This is a genomic window from Bacillales bacterium, assembly GCA_035700025.1.
Taxonomy (GTDB): domain Bacteria; phylum Bacillota; class Bacilli; order Bacillales; family DASSOY01; genus DASSOY01.
In genome coordinates this window covers 1-14,412 of sequence record DASSOY010000022.1, presented here as the reverse complement: position 1 = coordinate 14,412, position 14,412 = coordinate 1, and the positions used below count along the sequence as shown (strand labels likewise).

At 51.4% G+C, this 14,412-nt stretch carries 18 protein-coding genes; 4 read left to right on the top strand and 14 right to left on the bottom strand.

Going from position 1 to position 14,412, the window contains the following annotated elements:
- A partial coding sequence (locus tag VFK44_04000; protein ID HET7627534.1) for a hypothetical protein occupies positions 1-232 on the top strand: 232 nt, incomplete at its 5' end.
- Positions 233-484: 252 nt separating this feature from the next.
- Here the strand turns inward: VFK44_04000 and VFK44_03995 are convergent.
- The 9 genes from VFK44_03995 to VFK44_03955 all read right to left on the bottom strand — a co-directional run bounded on the left by VFK44_03995 (position 485) and on the right by VFK44_03955 (position 8,624).
- On the bottom strand, positions 485-2,302 hold the full coding sequence (locus VFK44_03995; protein ID HET7627533.1) for an APC family permease: 1,818 nt from the start codon (positions 2,300-2,302) through the stop codon (positions 485-487).
- An 81-nt stretch (positions 2,303-2,383) separates the two neighbouring features.
- A complete protein-coding gene (splB, locus tag VFK44_03990) occupies positions 2,384-3,409 on the bottom strand; it encodes a spore photoproduct lyase (protein ID HET7627532.1) in 1,026 nt (341 codons plus the stop codon).
- Positions 3,410-3,542: 133 nt separating this feature from the next.
- Positions 3,543-4,175, bottom strand: coding sequence for a response regulator transcription factor (locus VFK44_03985; GenBank protein ID HET7627531.1), 633 nt, complete (start codon positions 4,173-4,175; stop codon positions 3,543-3,545).
- A complete protein-coding gene (locus tag VFK44_03980; protein HET7627530.1) occupies positions 4,172-5,248 on the bottom strand; it encodes a sensor histidine kinase in 1,077 nt (358 codons plus the stop codon). Before VFK44_03980 ends, VFK44_03985 begins: the two co-directional genes overlap by 4 nt.
- On the bottom strand, positions 5,245-6,084 hold the full coding sequence (gene liaF / locus VFK44_03975) for a cell wall-active antibiotics response protein LiaF (GenBank protein ID HET7627529.1): 840 nt from the start codon (positions 6,082-6,084) through the stop codon (positions 5,245-5,247). The genes VFK44_03980 and liaF overlap by 4 nt, the downstream gene beginning before the upstream one ends.
- Positions 6,085-6,110: 26 nt before the next feature.
- On the bottom strand, positions 6,111-6,959 hold the full coding sequence (locus tag VFK44_03970; protein HET7627528.1) for a DUF4097 family beta strand repeat-containing protein: 849 nt from the start codon (positions 6,957-6,959) through the stop codon (positions 6,111-6,113).
- Between the two features lie 35 nt (positions 6,960-6,994).
- Positions 6,995-7,681, bottom strand: coding sequence for a PspA/IM30 family protein (locus VFK44_03965; GenBank protein ID HET7627527.1), 687 nt, complete (start codon positions 7,679-7,681; stop codon positions 6,995-6,997).
- Positions 7,682-7,696: 15 nt separating this feature from the next.
- A complete protein-coding gene (locus tag VFK44_03960; GenBank protein ID HET7627526.1) occupies positions 7,697-8,116 on the bottom strand; it encodes a hypothetical protein in 420 nt (139 codons plus the stop codon).
- Between the two features lie 127 nt (positions 8,117-8,243).
- Positions 8,244-8,624 carry a DUF6220 domain-containing protein gene (locus VFK44_03955; protein ID HET7627525.1) on the bottom strand — a complete coding sequence of 127 codons (381 nt, stop codon included), beginning with the start codon at positions 8,622-8,624 and terminating at the stop codon, positions 8,244-8,246.
- Between the two features lie 133 nt (positions 8,625-8,757).
- On the opposite strand from VFK44_03955, the gene VFK44_03950 reads away from it, so the two are divergent.
- From VFK44_03950 to VFK44_03940, 3 genes are all read left to right on the top strand, one after another.
- The gene (locus VFK44_03950; GenBank protein HET7627524.1) at positions 8,758-9,492 is read left to right on the top strand and encodes an EcsC family protein; all 735 of its coding nucleotides are present in this window, start codon (positions 8,758-8,760) and stop codon (positions 9,490-9,492) included.
- A 117-nt stretch (positions 9,493-9,609) separates the two neighbouring features.
- Positions 9,610-10,206 carry a ferritin family protein gene (locus VFK44_03945; protein ID HET7627523.1) on the top strand — a complete coding sequence of 199 codons (597 nt, stop codon included), beginning with the start codon at positions 9,610-9,612 and terminating at the stop codon, positions 10,204-10,206.
- A 23-nt stretch (positions 10,207-10,229) separates the two neighbouring features.
- A complete protein-coding gene (locus VFK44_03940; protein HET7627522.1) occupies positions 10,230-10,532 on the top strand; it encodes a hypothetical protein in 303 nt (100 codons plus the stop codon).
- Between the two features lie 212 nt (positions 10,533-10,744).
- On the opposite strand, the gene VFK44_03935 is transcribed toward VFK44_03940, so the two are convergent.
- The 5 genes from VFK44_03935 to VFK44_03915 form a co-directional block, all read right to left on the bottom strand.
- A complete protein-coding gene (locus tag VFK44_03935; GenBank protein HET7627521.1) occupies positions 10,745-11,254 on the bottom strand; it encodes a DinB family protein in 510 nt (169 codons plus the stop codon).
- Between the two features lie 58 nt (positions 11,255-11,312).
- Positions 11,313-12,395, bottom strand: a complete 1,083-nt coding sequence (locus VFK44_03930; GenBank protein HET7627520.1) for a HAMP domain-containing sensor histidine kinase — start codon at positions 12,393-12,395, stop codon at positions 11,313-11,315.
- On the bottom strand, positions 12,392-13,072 hold the full coding sequence (locus tag VFK44_03925; protein HET7627519.1) for a response regulator transcription factor: 681 nt from the start codon (positions 13,070-13,072) through the stop codon (positions 12,392-12,394). Before VFK44_03925 ends, VFK44_03930 begins: the two co-directional genes overlap by 4 nt.
- Positions 13,073-13,107: 35 nt before the next feature.
- Positions 13,108-13,902, bottom strand: coding sequence for an ABC transporter permease (locus VFK44_03920; GenBank protein HET7627518.1), 795 nt, complete (start codon positions 13,900-13,902; stop codon positions 13,108-13,110).
- Positions 13,899-14,412: ABC transporter ATP-binding protein (locus VFK44_03915; GenBank protein ID HET7627517.1), on the bottom strand; the 514-nt coding region annotated here is incomplete at its 5' end. The genes VFK44_03915 and VFK44_03920, both read right to left, overlap by 4 nt.

Below are 14,412 nucleotides of genomic sequence, written 5' to 3'. Positions count from 1 at the left end.
GTGCGAGCCGCTGTTGTTCGACTTGGAGAAAGATCCGCATGAGTTACATAATCTCGCTCGGCAGCCCGAGTATCGCGAGCAGGTGGATGCTTTTCTGGAGCGGATTGCGCAGGAATACGACATGGAGAAACTCCGAGAGGAGATCTTGCGCGACCAACAATCGCGCAAGCTGATCCATGACGCTTTACAAATCGGCAAGAAAACGAGTTGGGATCACGATCCTGGGTGGTGAGCAGGTTTTTCGGCCGCTGGCCGGAAAGTTCTAACGGACATCTCGTCCTCTTAGCGCACCCGTTTTACGACATATTTATTCTAACGGACATCTCGTCACCTTAGCGCACTTTTTATCTTCCTTTTCACAAAATTTCTGCCGCTAAGAGGATCTGATGTCCGTTACATTTTTCAAACGCTCGTATTTCACTTCTAAGAAGATCTCATGTCCGTTAGCGCCAGGCTCACCACGCGAACCGCCAAACAAATTTTATCAACGATCCAAATGAAACGGGACGGTCGCGACAACCACGTCTTTTCGAAACAACAGTTTCAAGCGAATCATCATCGCCGTTTGGTTATGCAGTGCTTTTTGCCACCATCGTTTCGTGATCACTTCCGGTACGAGCACGGTTACCCGCAGCCGTCCTTCCTCTTCCTCAAGATGATCGATGAAACGAAACAGCGGATCGATGATACTCCGGTACCGCGACACCGTCGTCACAAGCCGAATTCCCGGCCCCCACGCTTCCCATTCTTTCTCCATCCGCTCCGCGGCTTCTTGCGTAAAGCCGATGTACAGCGCGACCGCTTCTCCTTCAAGCGACTTCGCATAGCTCATCGTATTTTGCACAACCTTGCTGATCCCGCCGACCGGAATGATGATCCGGTGTTTCACCGTCTCTGTCTTATCCTCTTCAATGTCGATTTTCAACGCCTCGCCAACGGCATCAAAATGGCTGCGAATCTGGTTCAAGATGACGATGAGTGTTGGAATGAGAAACACGACAATCCATGCCCCTTCGGAAAATTTCGTGACAGCGAAGATCATCAGCACAAAGAAGGTCATCACCGCTCCGAACGCGTTGATCACGAACTTCTTCCGCCAGCCTTTCGGTTTTTTCTTCAACCAACGGCGCACGAGCCCCACTTGAGCGAGCGTAAACGACAAAAAAACGCCGATGGCATACAACGGAATGAGTTGGTCGACGCTCCCGCCGAAGGCGACAACCAAAACGATCGCGGCCATCGCGAGAAAAATAATCCCATTGGAATAATTTAAGCGGTCTCCACGAACCGTGAACATCCTTGGCAAAAATTTATCTTTCGCCATCATCGAAGCGAGAATCGGAAACGCCGAGAAGCTCGTATTGCACGCCAACAACAAAATGAGCACGGTTGCGCCTTGAACGTAATAATACATGAACGATTGTCCAAACACTTGCTTGGCGAGTTCAGAAAGCACCGTGGCATGCTCTGGAACTGTATGAAAAAGATACGCGAGCGTCGTCACCCCAGACAATAAAACCGCCAGCAAAAAACCAAGGGCAAGCAACGTCGCAGCAGCATTTTTCTTAACCGGCTTTTCAAAGTTCGGCGTCGCATTCGAAATCGCTTCGATACCGGTGACCGATGAACATCCGGAAGAAAAAGCACGCATGAGCAAAAACAATGTCAACCCTTCCGGCAAATGGTTCGTAACCGGCGGAACGTTTTTTGGCAAGCCATGGGTCAACAAGCTGACGACACCAGCAGCAACGAGCGCCAAGACACCGATGATGAACAAGTACGTCGGAAAGGAAAAAATCCATCCGGACTCGCGCACGCCGCGCAAGTTCAAAACCATGATGAGCAAGACGAAAAAGACGGCAATGGTGACGTGATGCGGGCGCAAGCCAGGGAAAGCGGATGTAATCGCGGCGACGCCCGAAGAAGCACTGACGGCAACGGTTAAAATATAGTCGACCAGCAATGCGGCGCCGGCCGTCAGGCCGCCGAATTTGCCGAGGTTGTCGGACGAAACGATGTAGGCGCCCCCGCCGTCGGGATATTCGAAAATGACTTGCCGGTAAGACAAGACGAGAATGAGCAATAAAAAAATGATGACGCCGACGATCGGCAGTGAAAACCAGAGCGCGGCAGCGCCAACGGAGGCGAGAACAGTGACAATTTGCTCGGGCCCGTAGGCAACGGATGAAAGCGCGTCCGACGATAAGATCGGCAGCGCCTTCCACTTCGCAAGTTTTTCGTCTTTCAAGTGTTCCGTCTTCAGCGGCCGGCCGATCACGAATTTTTTCAACGACGAGAACATGGCAATCCCCCCATTTTTTCCGACTAAAAAAAGGCTGCCAAAATGCTTTTGACAACCTCAGTTACACACGCATTCCCCCGCTTAAGTGAAATAATCGATGGATGCTTCTGGGAAATAGCGCGTGATATAAGATTCGATCGTCTCTCTCAGCTCCTCTTCCTCATCCTTCGGATATACGTACTTTCCGATGCCGTAACGGCCCCATTTGTAACGCCGCTTCTCTTCGTTCATTTCCAGCTTTGATTTCGGATATCGCTTTTCAATTACCCGCTTCGCAGGCTTTGTAAACCGATGCTGGATCAGCTCAAACGTCAAATTTTCTCGAGCTTTCACCGGTACCGCCTCGTCCAATTGATGAAAAAGTTGCTCGTAGCCCTCCTGCCATCCTTCGTGCCGGTACAGCGGAGCGACAACAAAACCGAGCGGGTAACCGGCTTCCGCCACTTTGACCGCTGCCGCAATCCGTTCGCTCATTTTCGATGTGCCCGGCTCGAAATATTTGCCCATATACTCGGAATTGACACTGTACCGAAACCGCGTTTTCCCGTTATGTTCGGCGTCGAGCAAATGCTCGACATGGTCATATTTCGTCGTGAAACGAAGACGTCCGTGTTCCGTCTGCCCAATGAATTCAATCGCTTTGTACAGCGAATGGGTCAAATGATCAATCCCAACGATATCGGAAGTACAAGACGCTTCAAAGCGGGTGATTTCCGGGCTCCTTTCCTTAATATATTGAGAAGCTTGGTTAAAAATTTCATCCAAATTCACGTACGTGCGAATGTACGGTTTGGCGCCGAGGGTCGTTTGCAAGTAACAATAATGGCAGTGCCCCATGCAGCCGGTCGCAAGCGGAATCGCATACTCCGCCGACGGTTTCGACGTATCGAACTTCAACGTCTTCCGTACACCGATCGCCAGCGTCGCCTTCGCGTTGCGATACTTTTGAAACTCATTTTCTCCGGGAATGTTCCGTACTTGGTTGTGCGACGTCGTTTCGCGGATTTCCAATCCCATTTTCGTAAATTTATCAACGAGCTCGCGGCCGAGCGGGTACTCAAGCGCGCGCGGCTCGACGTAGATCAGTTTCGGCATAAACGGTTTCATCTTTTGTTCACCTCTCGCTTAGCTTTTGGCGAGAGCGCCGTTCTCATTCGAAATGACCGAAAATCCTCAAAAACGTTTCCAGCTCTTTACGCTACAACGAAAAAACATCCTCTTCATCACAAGAGGATGTTTTTCAAGGGACGAGGCCGTTGCGGTGCGCGTAAATCGCGGCCTGTGTGCGGTCTTCGACACCGAGTTTCGAGAAAATATTCGTGATATGCGTCTTCACCGTCTTTACAGCGATGAACAGCTCGTCGGCGATCTCTTGGTTCGTCTTTCCATCAGCAATCAGCCGCAAAATCTCAAGCTCCCGCGCCGTCAGCTGCTCATGCGGCTTCGCCTCCCCGGCGCGCCGCATGTTCGACAGCACCTTGCCCGTCACCTTCGACTCGAGCACCGACTCCCCGCGGCTCGCCGCGCGAATTGCAGCCGCTATCTCTTGGGCACGCGACGTCTTCAGCAAATAACTGAGCGCGCCCGCTTCAATGACCGGGACGACTTTGTCGTCATCGATGAAGCTCGTCAAGACGATCACTTTCGCATCGTCCAGCTGCTCGCAAATCGCGCGCGTTGCCGCAACGCCGTCCATGCCTTCCATGACGAGGTCCATCAAGATGACGTCCGGCTTGCACGCCAACGCCATTCGCACCCCTTCCGACCCGTCGGCGGCTTCGCCGACAATTTCAATATCGGGCTGCGATTGCAAATACGCCGCGAGCCCCATTCTCACCATTTCATGGTCATCGACCAGCAATACGCGTATCATGGCTTCCGCTCCTTCTGCTCGTTCTCGTCGACAATCGGCACTTTCACAACAATTTGCGTGCCTTTGCCCGGGAACGAAATGATCTCGGCGACACCGCCGATTTCGGCCGCCCGCTCCTGGATGGACTGCAGCCCGTACGACGACGATTTCGGCCGCGCCTCCATGTCAAAGCCGCGCCCATTGTCGACGATGCGCAGCGTAATTTCCTTGTTGCCCGTCCCGCCGAGCCGAACCGTCACCGAGCTCGCCTTCGAATGCCGAAACACGTTCGACATCGCCTCTTGCACGATGCGGAACAACTGATCCTCAATGCCTTTCGGCATTTCCGGCACGTCCGCCATCTCCCAGCGAATGTCGAGCGGCTGTTTCGCCTGCAGTTCCTGCAGCAAATCTTCGATCCCTTCCTCCAAGCCTTTCCCTTCCAGCGTCGCCGGCCGCAAATGCAACAGCAGCGCCCGCATCTCGCTCTGCGCGTCCCCGGCCATCTTCTCCACTGTCGCGATTTGCTGCTTCGTCGACTCGTCCACCGCCGTCAAATTCTCCCGCAACGCCGACGTCATCATCGAAATCGCAAACAGCTGCTGACTCACCGCATCGTGCAGCTCGCGCGCGAGCCGCTGCCGCTCTTCCGATACGGCCGCCTGTTTCAGCTGCTCGCGCCACTCCGCTTTTTCCGTTGACAACTTTTGCAGCGACGCGACTTGCTTTTGCACGCGCGCCGCCATCTCGTTCAAATGATCCGCCATCCAGCCGATCTCATCTTCCCCAAGCGGTTCGAGGCGATGGGCGAAATTCCCGCGTTCAAACGTTAAGATCGCATCGACGAGCCGTTCAAGCCGTTTTTTGATCATATTTCCGAACACGTAACCGGAAAAGGCCGCCACAAGCACTACCCCGGCAAGAATCGCAACAATTAACGGGATGTTCCACCAAATGCTGACAAGCAGGGCACGAAAATCAAGACGAAAATAAAGCAGCACCACGGTTAACTCGGCTAGCGCGACAAACGAGGCGATCCAAACCATGTAGCCGGAAAACCGCCATTGAATGCTGAGCAGCTTCTGCTTGCTCATATGCGCCTCACGTCGACGTCGCCGATCAATACGGAAACGGAAATTTTCACTTTGCGCGCTGCCTGTTCATACCGTTTGGTCGTTACGTTCATTTGCCGGTTGAACCCGCCTTGCCGATGGCCGAGCACTTCGAGATCCCCGAAAATGATCGAGCCCGCCACCGAAACTTCAAGATCCGATGGAATGTAAATGTCGACGTCGCCGATGAGTCCGCTGATCGCGATCGTGCTTTCGCCTTCGGGAATGATCGCCTTCGAGAGATCGATTTTCACGTCGCCGATGCCATTCGCCGCGTTGAAATCTTCAAGCTCAAACCGGTCGCTGAGCAAATGCGTATCGCCGATGAGCGAGTTGCGAAACCGCGGCGGTTTCATACGGGTGCCGCTCGCCGAGGAATCGCCCTCTTCGCGCAAATGTTCAATCTCTTCGTCGATCCAATCTTTTTCTGCCGACGGTTTCGGTTTCCCCTCGGTTTCATTCGGCTTCCGTTTTTGTTTCCACCCGCATGGCCCTTGTTTTTCGCGCTGACGGTCCCGTGCCCTCTTGAAAGGCATGTCCTTCCCGGTCAAGAGCCGATAGCCGACATACAAAAAGAAAACCGCGACGATCAAGCCGCCGACATTGATATGAAAAACATGAGTGAACAAAGTCATAAGCGCGAGGCCAATCAGCACCAATCCGACTGAAAAATGCACATGTTTAAAAAAAATGACCCCGAGGCCGAACAAAAACAGCGGCCCAAGAAAGCTCGTGCTGATGCCAATGATGTTCACGCATATGCTGATGCCGATAAAAACGACGAGAAACCCGATCAGCCGGTTCCATAACAGGCGCAAAGCGTCCGCCTCCTTCCATATTCTCTCTATTTCAAATGCGCGCGGCCCGCGGAAATATCAATCGTCACCGTATGCGCGCCTTCCCCGTAGGTTCCTCCGGAACGGCCGCCGAAGTCGTTGATAAAATCGCCGGCGTTGACATCCGTCTTCAAGCGAAAATCTGCCTTGTCAGGCAAATCCAATTCAACCTCGCCGGCGCTCAGGTCGATGTCAACGTCTCCCGTAAGACGGTTAACATCGGCTTCGAATCGGCCGGCGGCCAAGTCGACTTCAAAACCGCCTTCATAGTCCGACAACTCCACTTCGCCGGCGTTCACGTCGAACGATGCTTCGTCGGCTTGCACATTCGCGATCGTTATCCGCCCGGCCGAGCTTTCTTCCTCGAATCGGCCGACATGCAAGTTTTTCACCGTCGCGTCGCCGGCGCTCATTTTTATCTGAAACTCGTTCAAGTCCATGCCTTTGCCGTCGAAGGCGAAATGACCGAAATGAAAGTCGATGTCCATGTTTCGATTGTAATCTTCCGGCACATACACTTGCAATTCATTATCCTTTTCGAACGGCAGCCACCACCATCCGTCGCGTTCGACGGTCACTTCGATTTCATTGCCGCTGCGCTCGACCTTCAACGTCCCGTCTCCGTGCAATTCCGCCGACAATTCCTGTTTATCGACCGGAATGATCTCAACGTTTCCCGCCGCCGCATTCACGGATATCGTGTGCACGCCCGCCACCTCCGCCGACTGCGAATCGGCCGCTTCTGACCGACCATGCCAGCCGTTCCAGCCGCTCCAACCGGACCACCCGTTCAGCATGATGTGGCTCAATATATAAATCCCAATTAAAATAAACACGATTCCGACGATTTTCTTCATTTCCTTCCACCCCTTATCCGGAAAACCCGGACGCCTTACGGCGTCCGTTCCGCATCCTCGCTCCGCTCGCTTTTCCGCTCACGCAGTTTTTCCAGTTCCTTCTCCGCCTCTTCAGCATATTCGAGGTGCACAAGCTTCCGCTCCCGCGTCGCTCCGCTCCGTCCCGCCGTCCACATGTCCGCCTTCATTTCCATCTCTACGATTCGGTCCTCGAGGCGCTGGAATTCCCGGAACGCGCCGTCCGAATCGACGCGGTACAATGAAGCCTGAATGTGCTCCTTCGCTTTCGCCGCATTCGCTCTCGCGATCAGCGCATACTTTTTATCCTTTAACGTATCGTAACGCTCTTCGAGCTTGCTCAATTGCGCTCTAAGCTCCGCGACCTGCCCGGTCGCTTTTTCATACAGCCCTTCGTAATGCCCGGCTTTCGCCTCGTAATGTTTCATTTCTGAAAGCGCCGCGCGCGCCAAATCTTCCTCGCCCGCATCAAACGCCAATTCGGCCTGTTTCTTACGTTTCGTCGCGGCTTCCTTGGAATCCTTCATTTTCGTCTCGAAATTTCTTTCCAGCATTTGCTGCTTGACGATCGCCTGTTTCGCTTTCGCGATTTCATGTTCCATTTCACGCAAGTATTGATTGAGCATGACGCGCGGGTTTTCGATTTGGTCGAGTCCTTCGTGAAGCGACGCGCTGATCATGTCTCCGATTCTTTTTAACACCATTTTCAGATGCCCTCCTTAATTTTCTTCCTTATCGTTTTTGCGATTCATGATGTCGTTCCATTCTTTGTCAAAATCACTATCAAAGTCGATGTCGTTCGCTTTCTCATGTGTATAACGCGGCGAACAATAAGCGTGAGCCGGTTCGCCGTGAAAGCTGTTCCGTTTCATCAACCGCCATCCGAAGAATATACAGACGACAGCGATCAGCGTACCGAACAGGAACGGTATCGCACCGGCGAGAAACAGGATGCCGATGACGAGCAAGATGATGCCCGACACTTGATGATGTTCCTTTAATTTCTTGATGCCGAAATAAATGAGGATGCCGGCGATGATAAAGTGAAACAAGCCGCCGACGTGAATACCGAGCATACCGAGCAGCATCATGCCGCCGATGGCGACGAGGACGATGCCGGCCAAGGTTTTTCCATTCATCCGTGATTGACCCCCTTTCGTGTTGTTATTTACAGCTTAAAACGATTTTCGCGTTCGCAAAACGCACCGCGGACGGGTTTTTCATTCAGACCGCAGTCGTAACTTTGTCGAGACCGCCGAGCGGGCATCAGGAGGATTTCCCCCATGCTGCGCGAATCGATTGCTGCGTGACATTCAGTGACGCGCCGAGCACCATGAAAGCGATGATCGGATGCAACGCGCCGATCCAATGTGCTGTCGAAGCGAGGTTCGCTGTCAAATACTGCACGAAAATGAGCGCGATCAACACGACGGACATCCAGCGCAAGCGGCCGGGGAGTCGAGCAATGAATGCGCAAATGAGCATCAACACCGGGATCATTTCGAAGAAATGAATGAAAGTCGTGTGGTAAAGCCAGGCCGTCGGCTGGCCGAAAACGGCGAGGCCTGCGAAAAAAATTTGCACCAAGACACAACCGGCAAAAAGCGCGGACAAGCCCGCAAAAATTTTTACAAATAAATGAGTCATACGTTCAGCTCCTCTCGATTTGGTTTCATCATAAAAGAAAACGGAAAAAGCGATAAGAAGCTGCGGCTGTAATTTGGTTCGGACTAGAGTCGTAGATGCGAGTGAAACTTCCGCCTGGCGGAAATCGTAAAGAATGACAGAGGTGAATGAAATGGAGAAAGCGAAAGAAGCCTGCCTCGCGTGGCAGCAAGAAATGATGAAAACGAAGGACACCGCGTTTTCGAAGGTCGGGAAAGCGGTGCAAAATAAAATCAACGCAAAAATTCCCGAGCGCGTGCATCAAGTCGTCACCGAGTCGATCAAAAGCATGGTGCAAACCGTGCTGTTCGGCTCGAAATGGACGACGAAGCGCAGTCCTGTTGAGGAAATGCCGTTCGAGGAACGAGAGGCATTGGTGCGGAATAAAGTGAAGCGCTATAAGCAGATGGCCGCAGCCGAAGGCGCGGGCACAGGTGCCGGGGGATTCTTATGGGGGCTGGCGGATTTTCCGCTGTTGTTGTCGATCAAAATGAAATTTTTGTTCGACACGGCAAGCTTGTACGGCTATGACGTGAAAGACTTTCACGAACGCTTGTACATTTTATACATCTTTCAAGTCGCCTTTTCCAGCGACGAAAAACGGCGGGATACGTTTTTGCAAATGAAAAATTGGAACGAAACGATCAAGGGATATGAAACGCTTTCAGACGTCGACTGGCGAAAGCTGCAGCAGGAATACCGCGATTACATCGACCTCGCGAAACTGCTTCAACTCATTCCAGGCTTTGGAGCGATCGTCGGCGCATTTGCCAACTATCGTTTTCTCGACCATCTCGGGGAAACGGCGATGAATGCTTACCGGATGCGGTTGTTTGAAGAAGAGGAATGAGGGCATTCATTGTTATCGTTTGGATGAGCAGCTAGGCGCAACATCTGTTTATTTCTCTCACATGATTGGGCAGCTGCACATAAATTGTTAGAGATCTGTTCCTTGGAGGGGGATTTAATGAATCAAAATATCAGTCCATACGCTCAACCATATGCACCGCTGACGCAACATGCAAACCCTTACGACGGCACGTACATGAATCAGAACGTCAACCCTTATGCAAATCCGTATATGAATCCAGTGATGAATCAGAACGTCAATCCTTACATTAGCCAAAACATAGGTGCAATGATGAATCAAAAGCCGAAAGCCGGGTTGATCGATGACCTTGCGAAAGCGATCAATGGACAGTACAGCGCCATCAAATGTTATGAAAAAATCGCCGCGTTGGCGAACAATGAAAAAGAAAAAGAACGGATATTGGAAATCCGCAAAGACGAAATGCGGCATTACCGGACTTTTGCTAGAATGTACGGGCAGGTGACTGGGGAGGATCCGAAGCCGGAAATCGTCGAGGAATGTCCGCAAGACTATTGCAGGGCCCTCGCCTTCGCCGTCGAAGACGAGCAAAAGACAGTCGATTTTTACAACGAAATCGCTGATCGCGCACAAAATCCGTACATTCGTCATGCCTTCGCCCGCGCCGCGCTTGATGAACAAAATCATGCGGTTTGGTTTTTGTACTTTTACACGAAACATAACGGAGAAAAATAGGAGGACGAAAAGACTCTAGTACCATGGATATCGACCATGTTAAAATAAAAGAAACAAATTTTAAATGGGAGATGAAGGAAGAAGTGGATTCAGATCAAATATTCGAAGCGATTATGGGTATTAAAGAGCAGATTTCAATTTTGGACCAAAAGGTTTCGCACTTAAATCAAAAAGTCACGTCCATCCAAGAAATGGTTGCCGTAAATACTAAAAAAATTGAACGGAACACAGGGAAACTAGCATGTATTGAGGGTTCCATGGAAGTTCTTGTTCAAGAAACACACGATAACAAGCGGGACATTCGTCTATTAAAAAAACAGGCATAAGATTTAACCTAACGATTTTGCTTGCAACGCACTGGGCACTTAGTTTCAGTGCAGCCTGCGCTTTGATGGCTTTCTTCCCATTGTAAAAATTGTCTCCTCCCGACACTTACTACCTATATGCCAATTTAAACATTGATTCTTTTTAACTGCACCGACAAACAAGTTCTTTGACCATTTATAAACAAAAAGAGCTCTCCGCCTAGACGGAGAGCTTACAGCTGTTGCTCATACAAAAAATACACATAATCACTTGATGCGCCGGCATGTCCGAGCTGGCGCATCATGGCCGTGATATTGCCGCGGTGATACGTCCCGTGATTGACGACGTGGCGGACGAGTTCGGAAAGCCGCGTCGTCAGTTTGCCGAAGGCGGGATGAACCGGCTCCGCCGGTTCATCGAGGTCGTCTTTTCCGTCAAGAAAGGCCCGGTATTGCTCGGCGGCGGCTTCATACTTCTCTTCAAGCTCGGTGAGCGAAAGGTTTTCGGTTTCCTCGTTCGCCTTCGCGATCACCTTTTGGATCTCCTCCATCGAATCGCCGCGCATGACAGCGAGCCACATGACATCGGTCGAATAAATATGAATCAAAGCGGTTTCGATCGTCGGGAATACGCTTTGCATCTCTTCCCGCCACGTATTTTCCGGCAGTTCTTTCACCTTAGCGAAAACGCGCTTATTGGCCCAAACATGGTACTCGTAAAAGTTTCGCGCATCATGCGTCACTTCAAACCCGCTCCTTTCAACCTATCTTCAGTATATCCGTAAATCGTGACAGTCCATGTCACGATTGGACAGCCGGTGCACAAGAAATCGTGACGATCACTTCCGTACCTTTATCTGGTGCGCTGTTCACTTCAATCGACCCCTCATGCATGTCGATGATTTTCTTCACGATCGCGAGCCCTAATCCGCTGCCGCCTCCCGCACGTTTCCGCGACTTGTCCGCCTTATAAAAACGCTCGAAAATATGCGTTTTTACTTCTTCGTTCATGCCGATGCCTGTATCGACAATGGACACCGACGCTCGACCGTACGCCTTTCGCAAAAACACCGTGATCTTGCCGTGTTCCGGCGTAAATTTTATACTGTTATGAAGCAAATTCAACCAGACTTGACTGAGCAACTCTTCATCGGCATCGACTTCCACTTGATCCAAAGAGACGTTCAGCTCGAGATTTTTCGCAGTCCATTGCGGTTCGCATGCCAAAATCAAATTGCGCAGCTGCCGGTCCAAACGATATCTTTTTCGTTCAAACGGGTGATGCTCTGATTCAAGCGACGTCAACTTCAATAGATTTTCGCTCAGCCTGCTCAGTCTGCGGCTTTCAGTCTCGATGATTTGCAAGTAATGCAGCCGTTCTTCCTTGCTGATGTTGTCGTCTTGCAACGCCTTCGCAAAACCGCTGATCGATGTGAGCGGGGACTGAATTTCATGGGAAACATTCGAGATAAACTCCTGCCGCATGTTTTCCATTTCGCCGAGATCCACTGCCAACTCGTTAATGCTCGTCACAAGCTGTCCGAAAGGATGGTCTGGATGTTTCTCGGGATCAATGATATGCCCGAGATCTACGTCAAAATTCCCCCTGGCAATTTGCGCAAGGGCGTCAGTCAGAGAATGGAAGATGGCCATCCGCTTTTCTCGAAATCTTCCGATCTTGGAAATCGTGAACATCGCCGTGCCGAAAATGAAAAATCCGAGGAAAGACCCGATCAATTGACGGAGTAATCCGTGCGGCTCAGTGCCTGTCCAATCGTAAAACCATACAGTAATGAAATAGGCGAGCAGCCAACAAACGCCGAGACCAAAAAAGATCGCGACGAATCCCATAGCATGTTTCAAAAAACGTGTCGTTTTCTTCATAGGCTGTTCACCTCGAGACGGTAGCCGAGCCCGCGAATCGTACGAATTGTTACGCCGCTTTCCGTTTCAGGAAACCGCTGTCGAAGCCTTTTGATATGAACGTCGACGGTTCGCTCGTCGCCTTCGTAATCGTAGCCCCATATATGTTCGATCAAATGTTCTCGAGAAAACGTTTTGCCGGCATTCGCGACAAGGAAAAACAACAGCTCAAATTCTTTTAAAGGGATCGTCACGCTCTCTTCCCCGTGGTAAACTTCGTAACTTTTACGGTTGAGTGTGAGCTTACCTGCCGACGCTTGCTGCGATACCGCGATCTTGTATCGTTTCAAGAGTGCTTTTGTCCTCGCCGCGAGTTCCAGCGGTTCGAACGGCTTCACCATGTAGTCATCGGTGCCGAGCTCGAAGCCTTTGATCTTTTGCGCGGTCTCCCCTTTCGCCGTCAGCATGAGAATCGGCATGTCGCTGTCAAATGCCCGAAGCTCGCGGCACAAATCCCAGCCGTCCATGTTCGGCATCATCACGTCGAGAATCGCCATATCCACTTTCACCGATTCAAGAATGTCCAACGCTTGCATACCGTCTTCCGCCTCATAAATGTCAAAACCTTCGTTGCGCAGAAATAAACCGGCAAGCTCACGAATATATGCGTCATCATCGACAATTAAGATTTTCGCCATCGCAGATCGACCTTTCTTGAACAAGATGATTTGGATTACCGGTTCTTTTCTTGACGGGTAAAGAAGAACGTGCCGACGAGCGAAAACAAGAGGAAGAATCCCGCCATGACTATGAGGTCGAGCCACGGATTGTGAAGCACGATCACCTCATACGTCGGTTCGCCCCAGTAAAATACGGCACGGGCGAGGTCGATGGCGTACGTCATCGGCATGATTTTCGCCAGGAACGCGAGAATGCCGGTCGAATGGTTGATCGGAATAATCGCGCCGGACAAAAACATTTGCGGCATAATGAGCAGGAACGAGCCGAAATCGGCGACACGGCTGTCGGTGACGAAGCCGATGAAAAACATGCCGAGCGAGCCGCCGACGAGACAGAACAGCGGGCTGATGAGAAAGAGGCGGACGATGTCCCAGCCGCCGAACGGGATTTGTAGTATGAGTCCGACGATCAAAATGCCGATGAGCATGACGAGGCTCGAGGCGCTCGAGCCGATGATTTTGCCGAGTATGATCGAATAGCGTGAGATCGGCGAGACGAACAGCTCCTGCGTAAGGTTTTGATCGCGCTCCTGAACGAGCGACGTGATGCCGGTGACCGTTCCCTGGAAGAGCGAGTTGACGATCATGCCGATCAAAATGAATTGCATGAAGTTGAAACCGAGGCCTTGGCCGAGGTTTTGCGACATGCTGCCCCCGAGGATGCCGATGAAAATCATCGGAAAAATGATGCTGAAGCTGAGAAGCACCGGGCGTTTGATGGTGCGAAACAGCTCTCGGAAAGCGATCGCCGTGACGGCGTTGATTTCTCTTGCAGCGGTCGACATCATATCGCTTCCCTCCTCTCCTTGTTTTCAATGAGATCAACATACGCTTCTTCAAGCGTCGGTTGATGCACTTCAAGCCGCGTGAGCGGCGTTTTCAACCGGGCGAGCAGCGCTTGCGGCGTTTTGCCTTCGTAAAATACTTTCAAATGGCGTTTCGTTTCGGTGAAATCCGCACCGATTGCCTGCAGCTCGGCTTTCAATTGGGCGCGGTTTTCGGCATCCAAATGCATGTAATTGTTGTCGAGCAATCGGTTTTTGATTTCTTCCGGCGTGCCGAGCATGGCGATTTTTCCATGATTGATCATGCATACGCGGTCAGCGCCTTCGGCTTCCTCCAAATAGTGAGTCGTCAGGAAAATCGTAATGTTTTCTTGCTCGCGCACTCGCTGCAAATATTGCCAGAGCGAGGACCGGCTTGAAGCGTCGAGCCCTTGCGTCGGTTCGTCGAGAAACAAAATCTGCGGATTGTGCATGAGACTGCGAATGATTTCGAGCTTACGTTTCATCCCTCCC

Bases quoted from the DNA above. Each gene is read 5' to 3' on its own strand.
- VFK44_03995 (HET7627533.1), bottom strand. From the start codon at position 2,302: ATGTTCTCGTCGTTGAAAAAATTCGTGATCGGCCGGCCGCTGAAGACG.
- splB (HET7627532.1), bottom strand. From the start codon at position 3,409: ATGAAACCGTTTATGCCGAAACTGATCTACGTCGAGCCGCGCGCGCTT.
- VFK44_03985 (HET7627531.1), bottom strand. From the start codon at position 4,175: ATGATACGCGTATTGCTGGTCGATGACCATGAAATGGTGAGAATGGGG.
- VFK44_03980 (HET7627530.1), bottom strand. From the start codon at position 5,248: ATGAGCAAGCAGAAGCTGCTCAGCATTCAATGGCGGTTTTCCGGCTAC.
- VFK44_03970 (HET7627528.1), bottom strand. From the start codon at position 6,959: ATGAAGAAAATCGTCGGAATCGTGTTTATTTTAATTGGGATTTATATA.
- VFK44_03965 (HET7627527.1), bottom strand. From the start codon at position 7,681: ATGGTGTTAAAAAGAATCGGAGACATGATCAGCGCGTCGCTTCACGAA.
- VFK44_03960 (HET7627526.1), bottom strand. From the start codon at position 8,116: ATGAATGGAAAAACCTTGGCCGGCATCGTCCTCGTCGCCATCGGCGGC.
- VFK44_03955 (HET7627525.1), bottom strand. From the start codon at position 8,624: ATGACTCATTTATTTGTAAAAATTTTTGCGGGCTTGTCCGCGCTTTTT.
- VFK44_03950 (HET7627524.1), top strand. From the start codon at position 8,758: ATGACAGAGGTGAATGAAATGGAGAAAGCGAAAGAAGCCTGCCTCGCG.
- VFK44_03945 (HET7627523.1), top strand. From the start codon at position 9,610: ATGAATCAAAATATCAGTCCATACGCTCAACCATATGCACCGCTGACG.
- VFK44_03940 (HET7627522.1), top strand. From the start codon at position 10,230: ATGGATATCGACCATGTTAAAATAAAAGAAACAAATTTTAAATGGGAG.
- VFK44_03930 (HET7627520.1), bottom strand. From the start codon at position 12,395: ATGAAGAAAACGACACGTTTTTTGAAACATGCTATGGGATTCGTCGCG.
- VFK44_03925 (HET7627519.1), bottom strand. From the start codon at position 13,072: ATGGCGAAAATCTTAATTGTCGATGATGACGCATATATTCGTGAGCTT.
- VFK44_03920 (HET7627518.1), bottom strand. From the start codon at position 13,902: ATGATGTCGACCGCTGCAAGAGAAATCAACGCCGTCACGGCGATCGCT.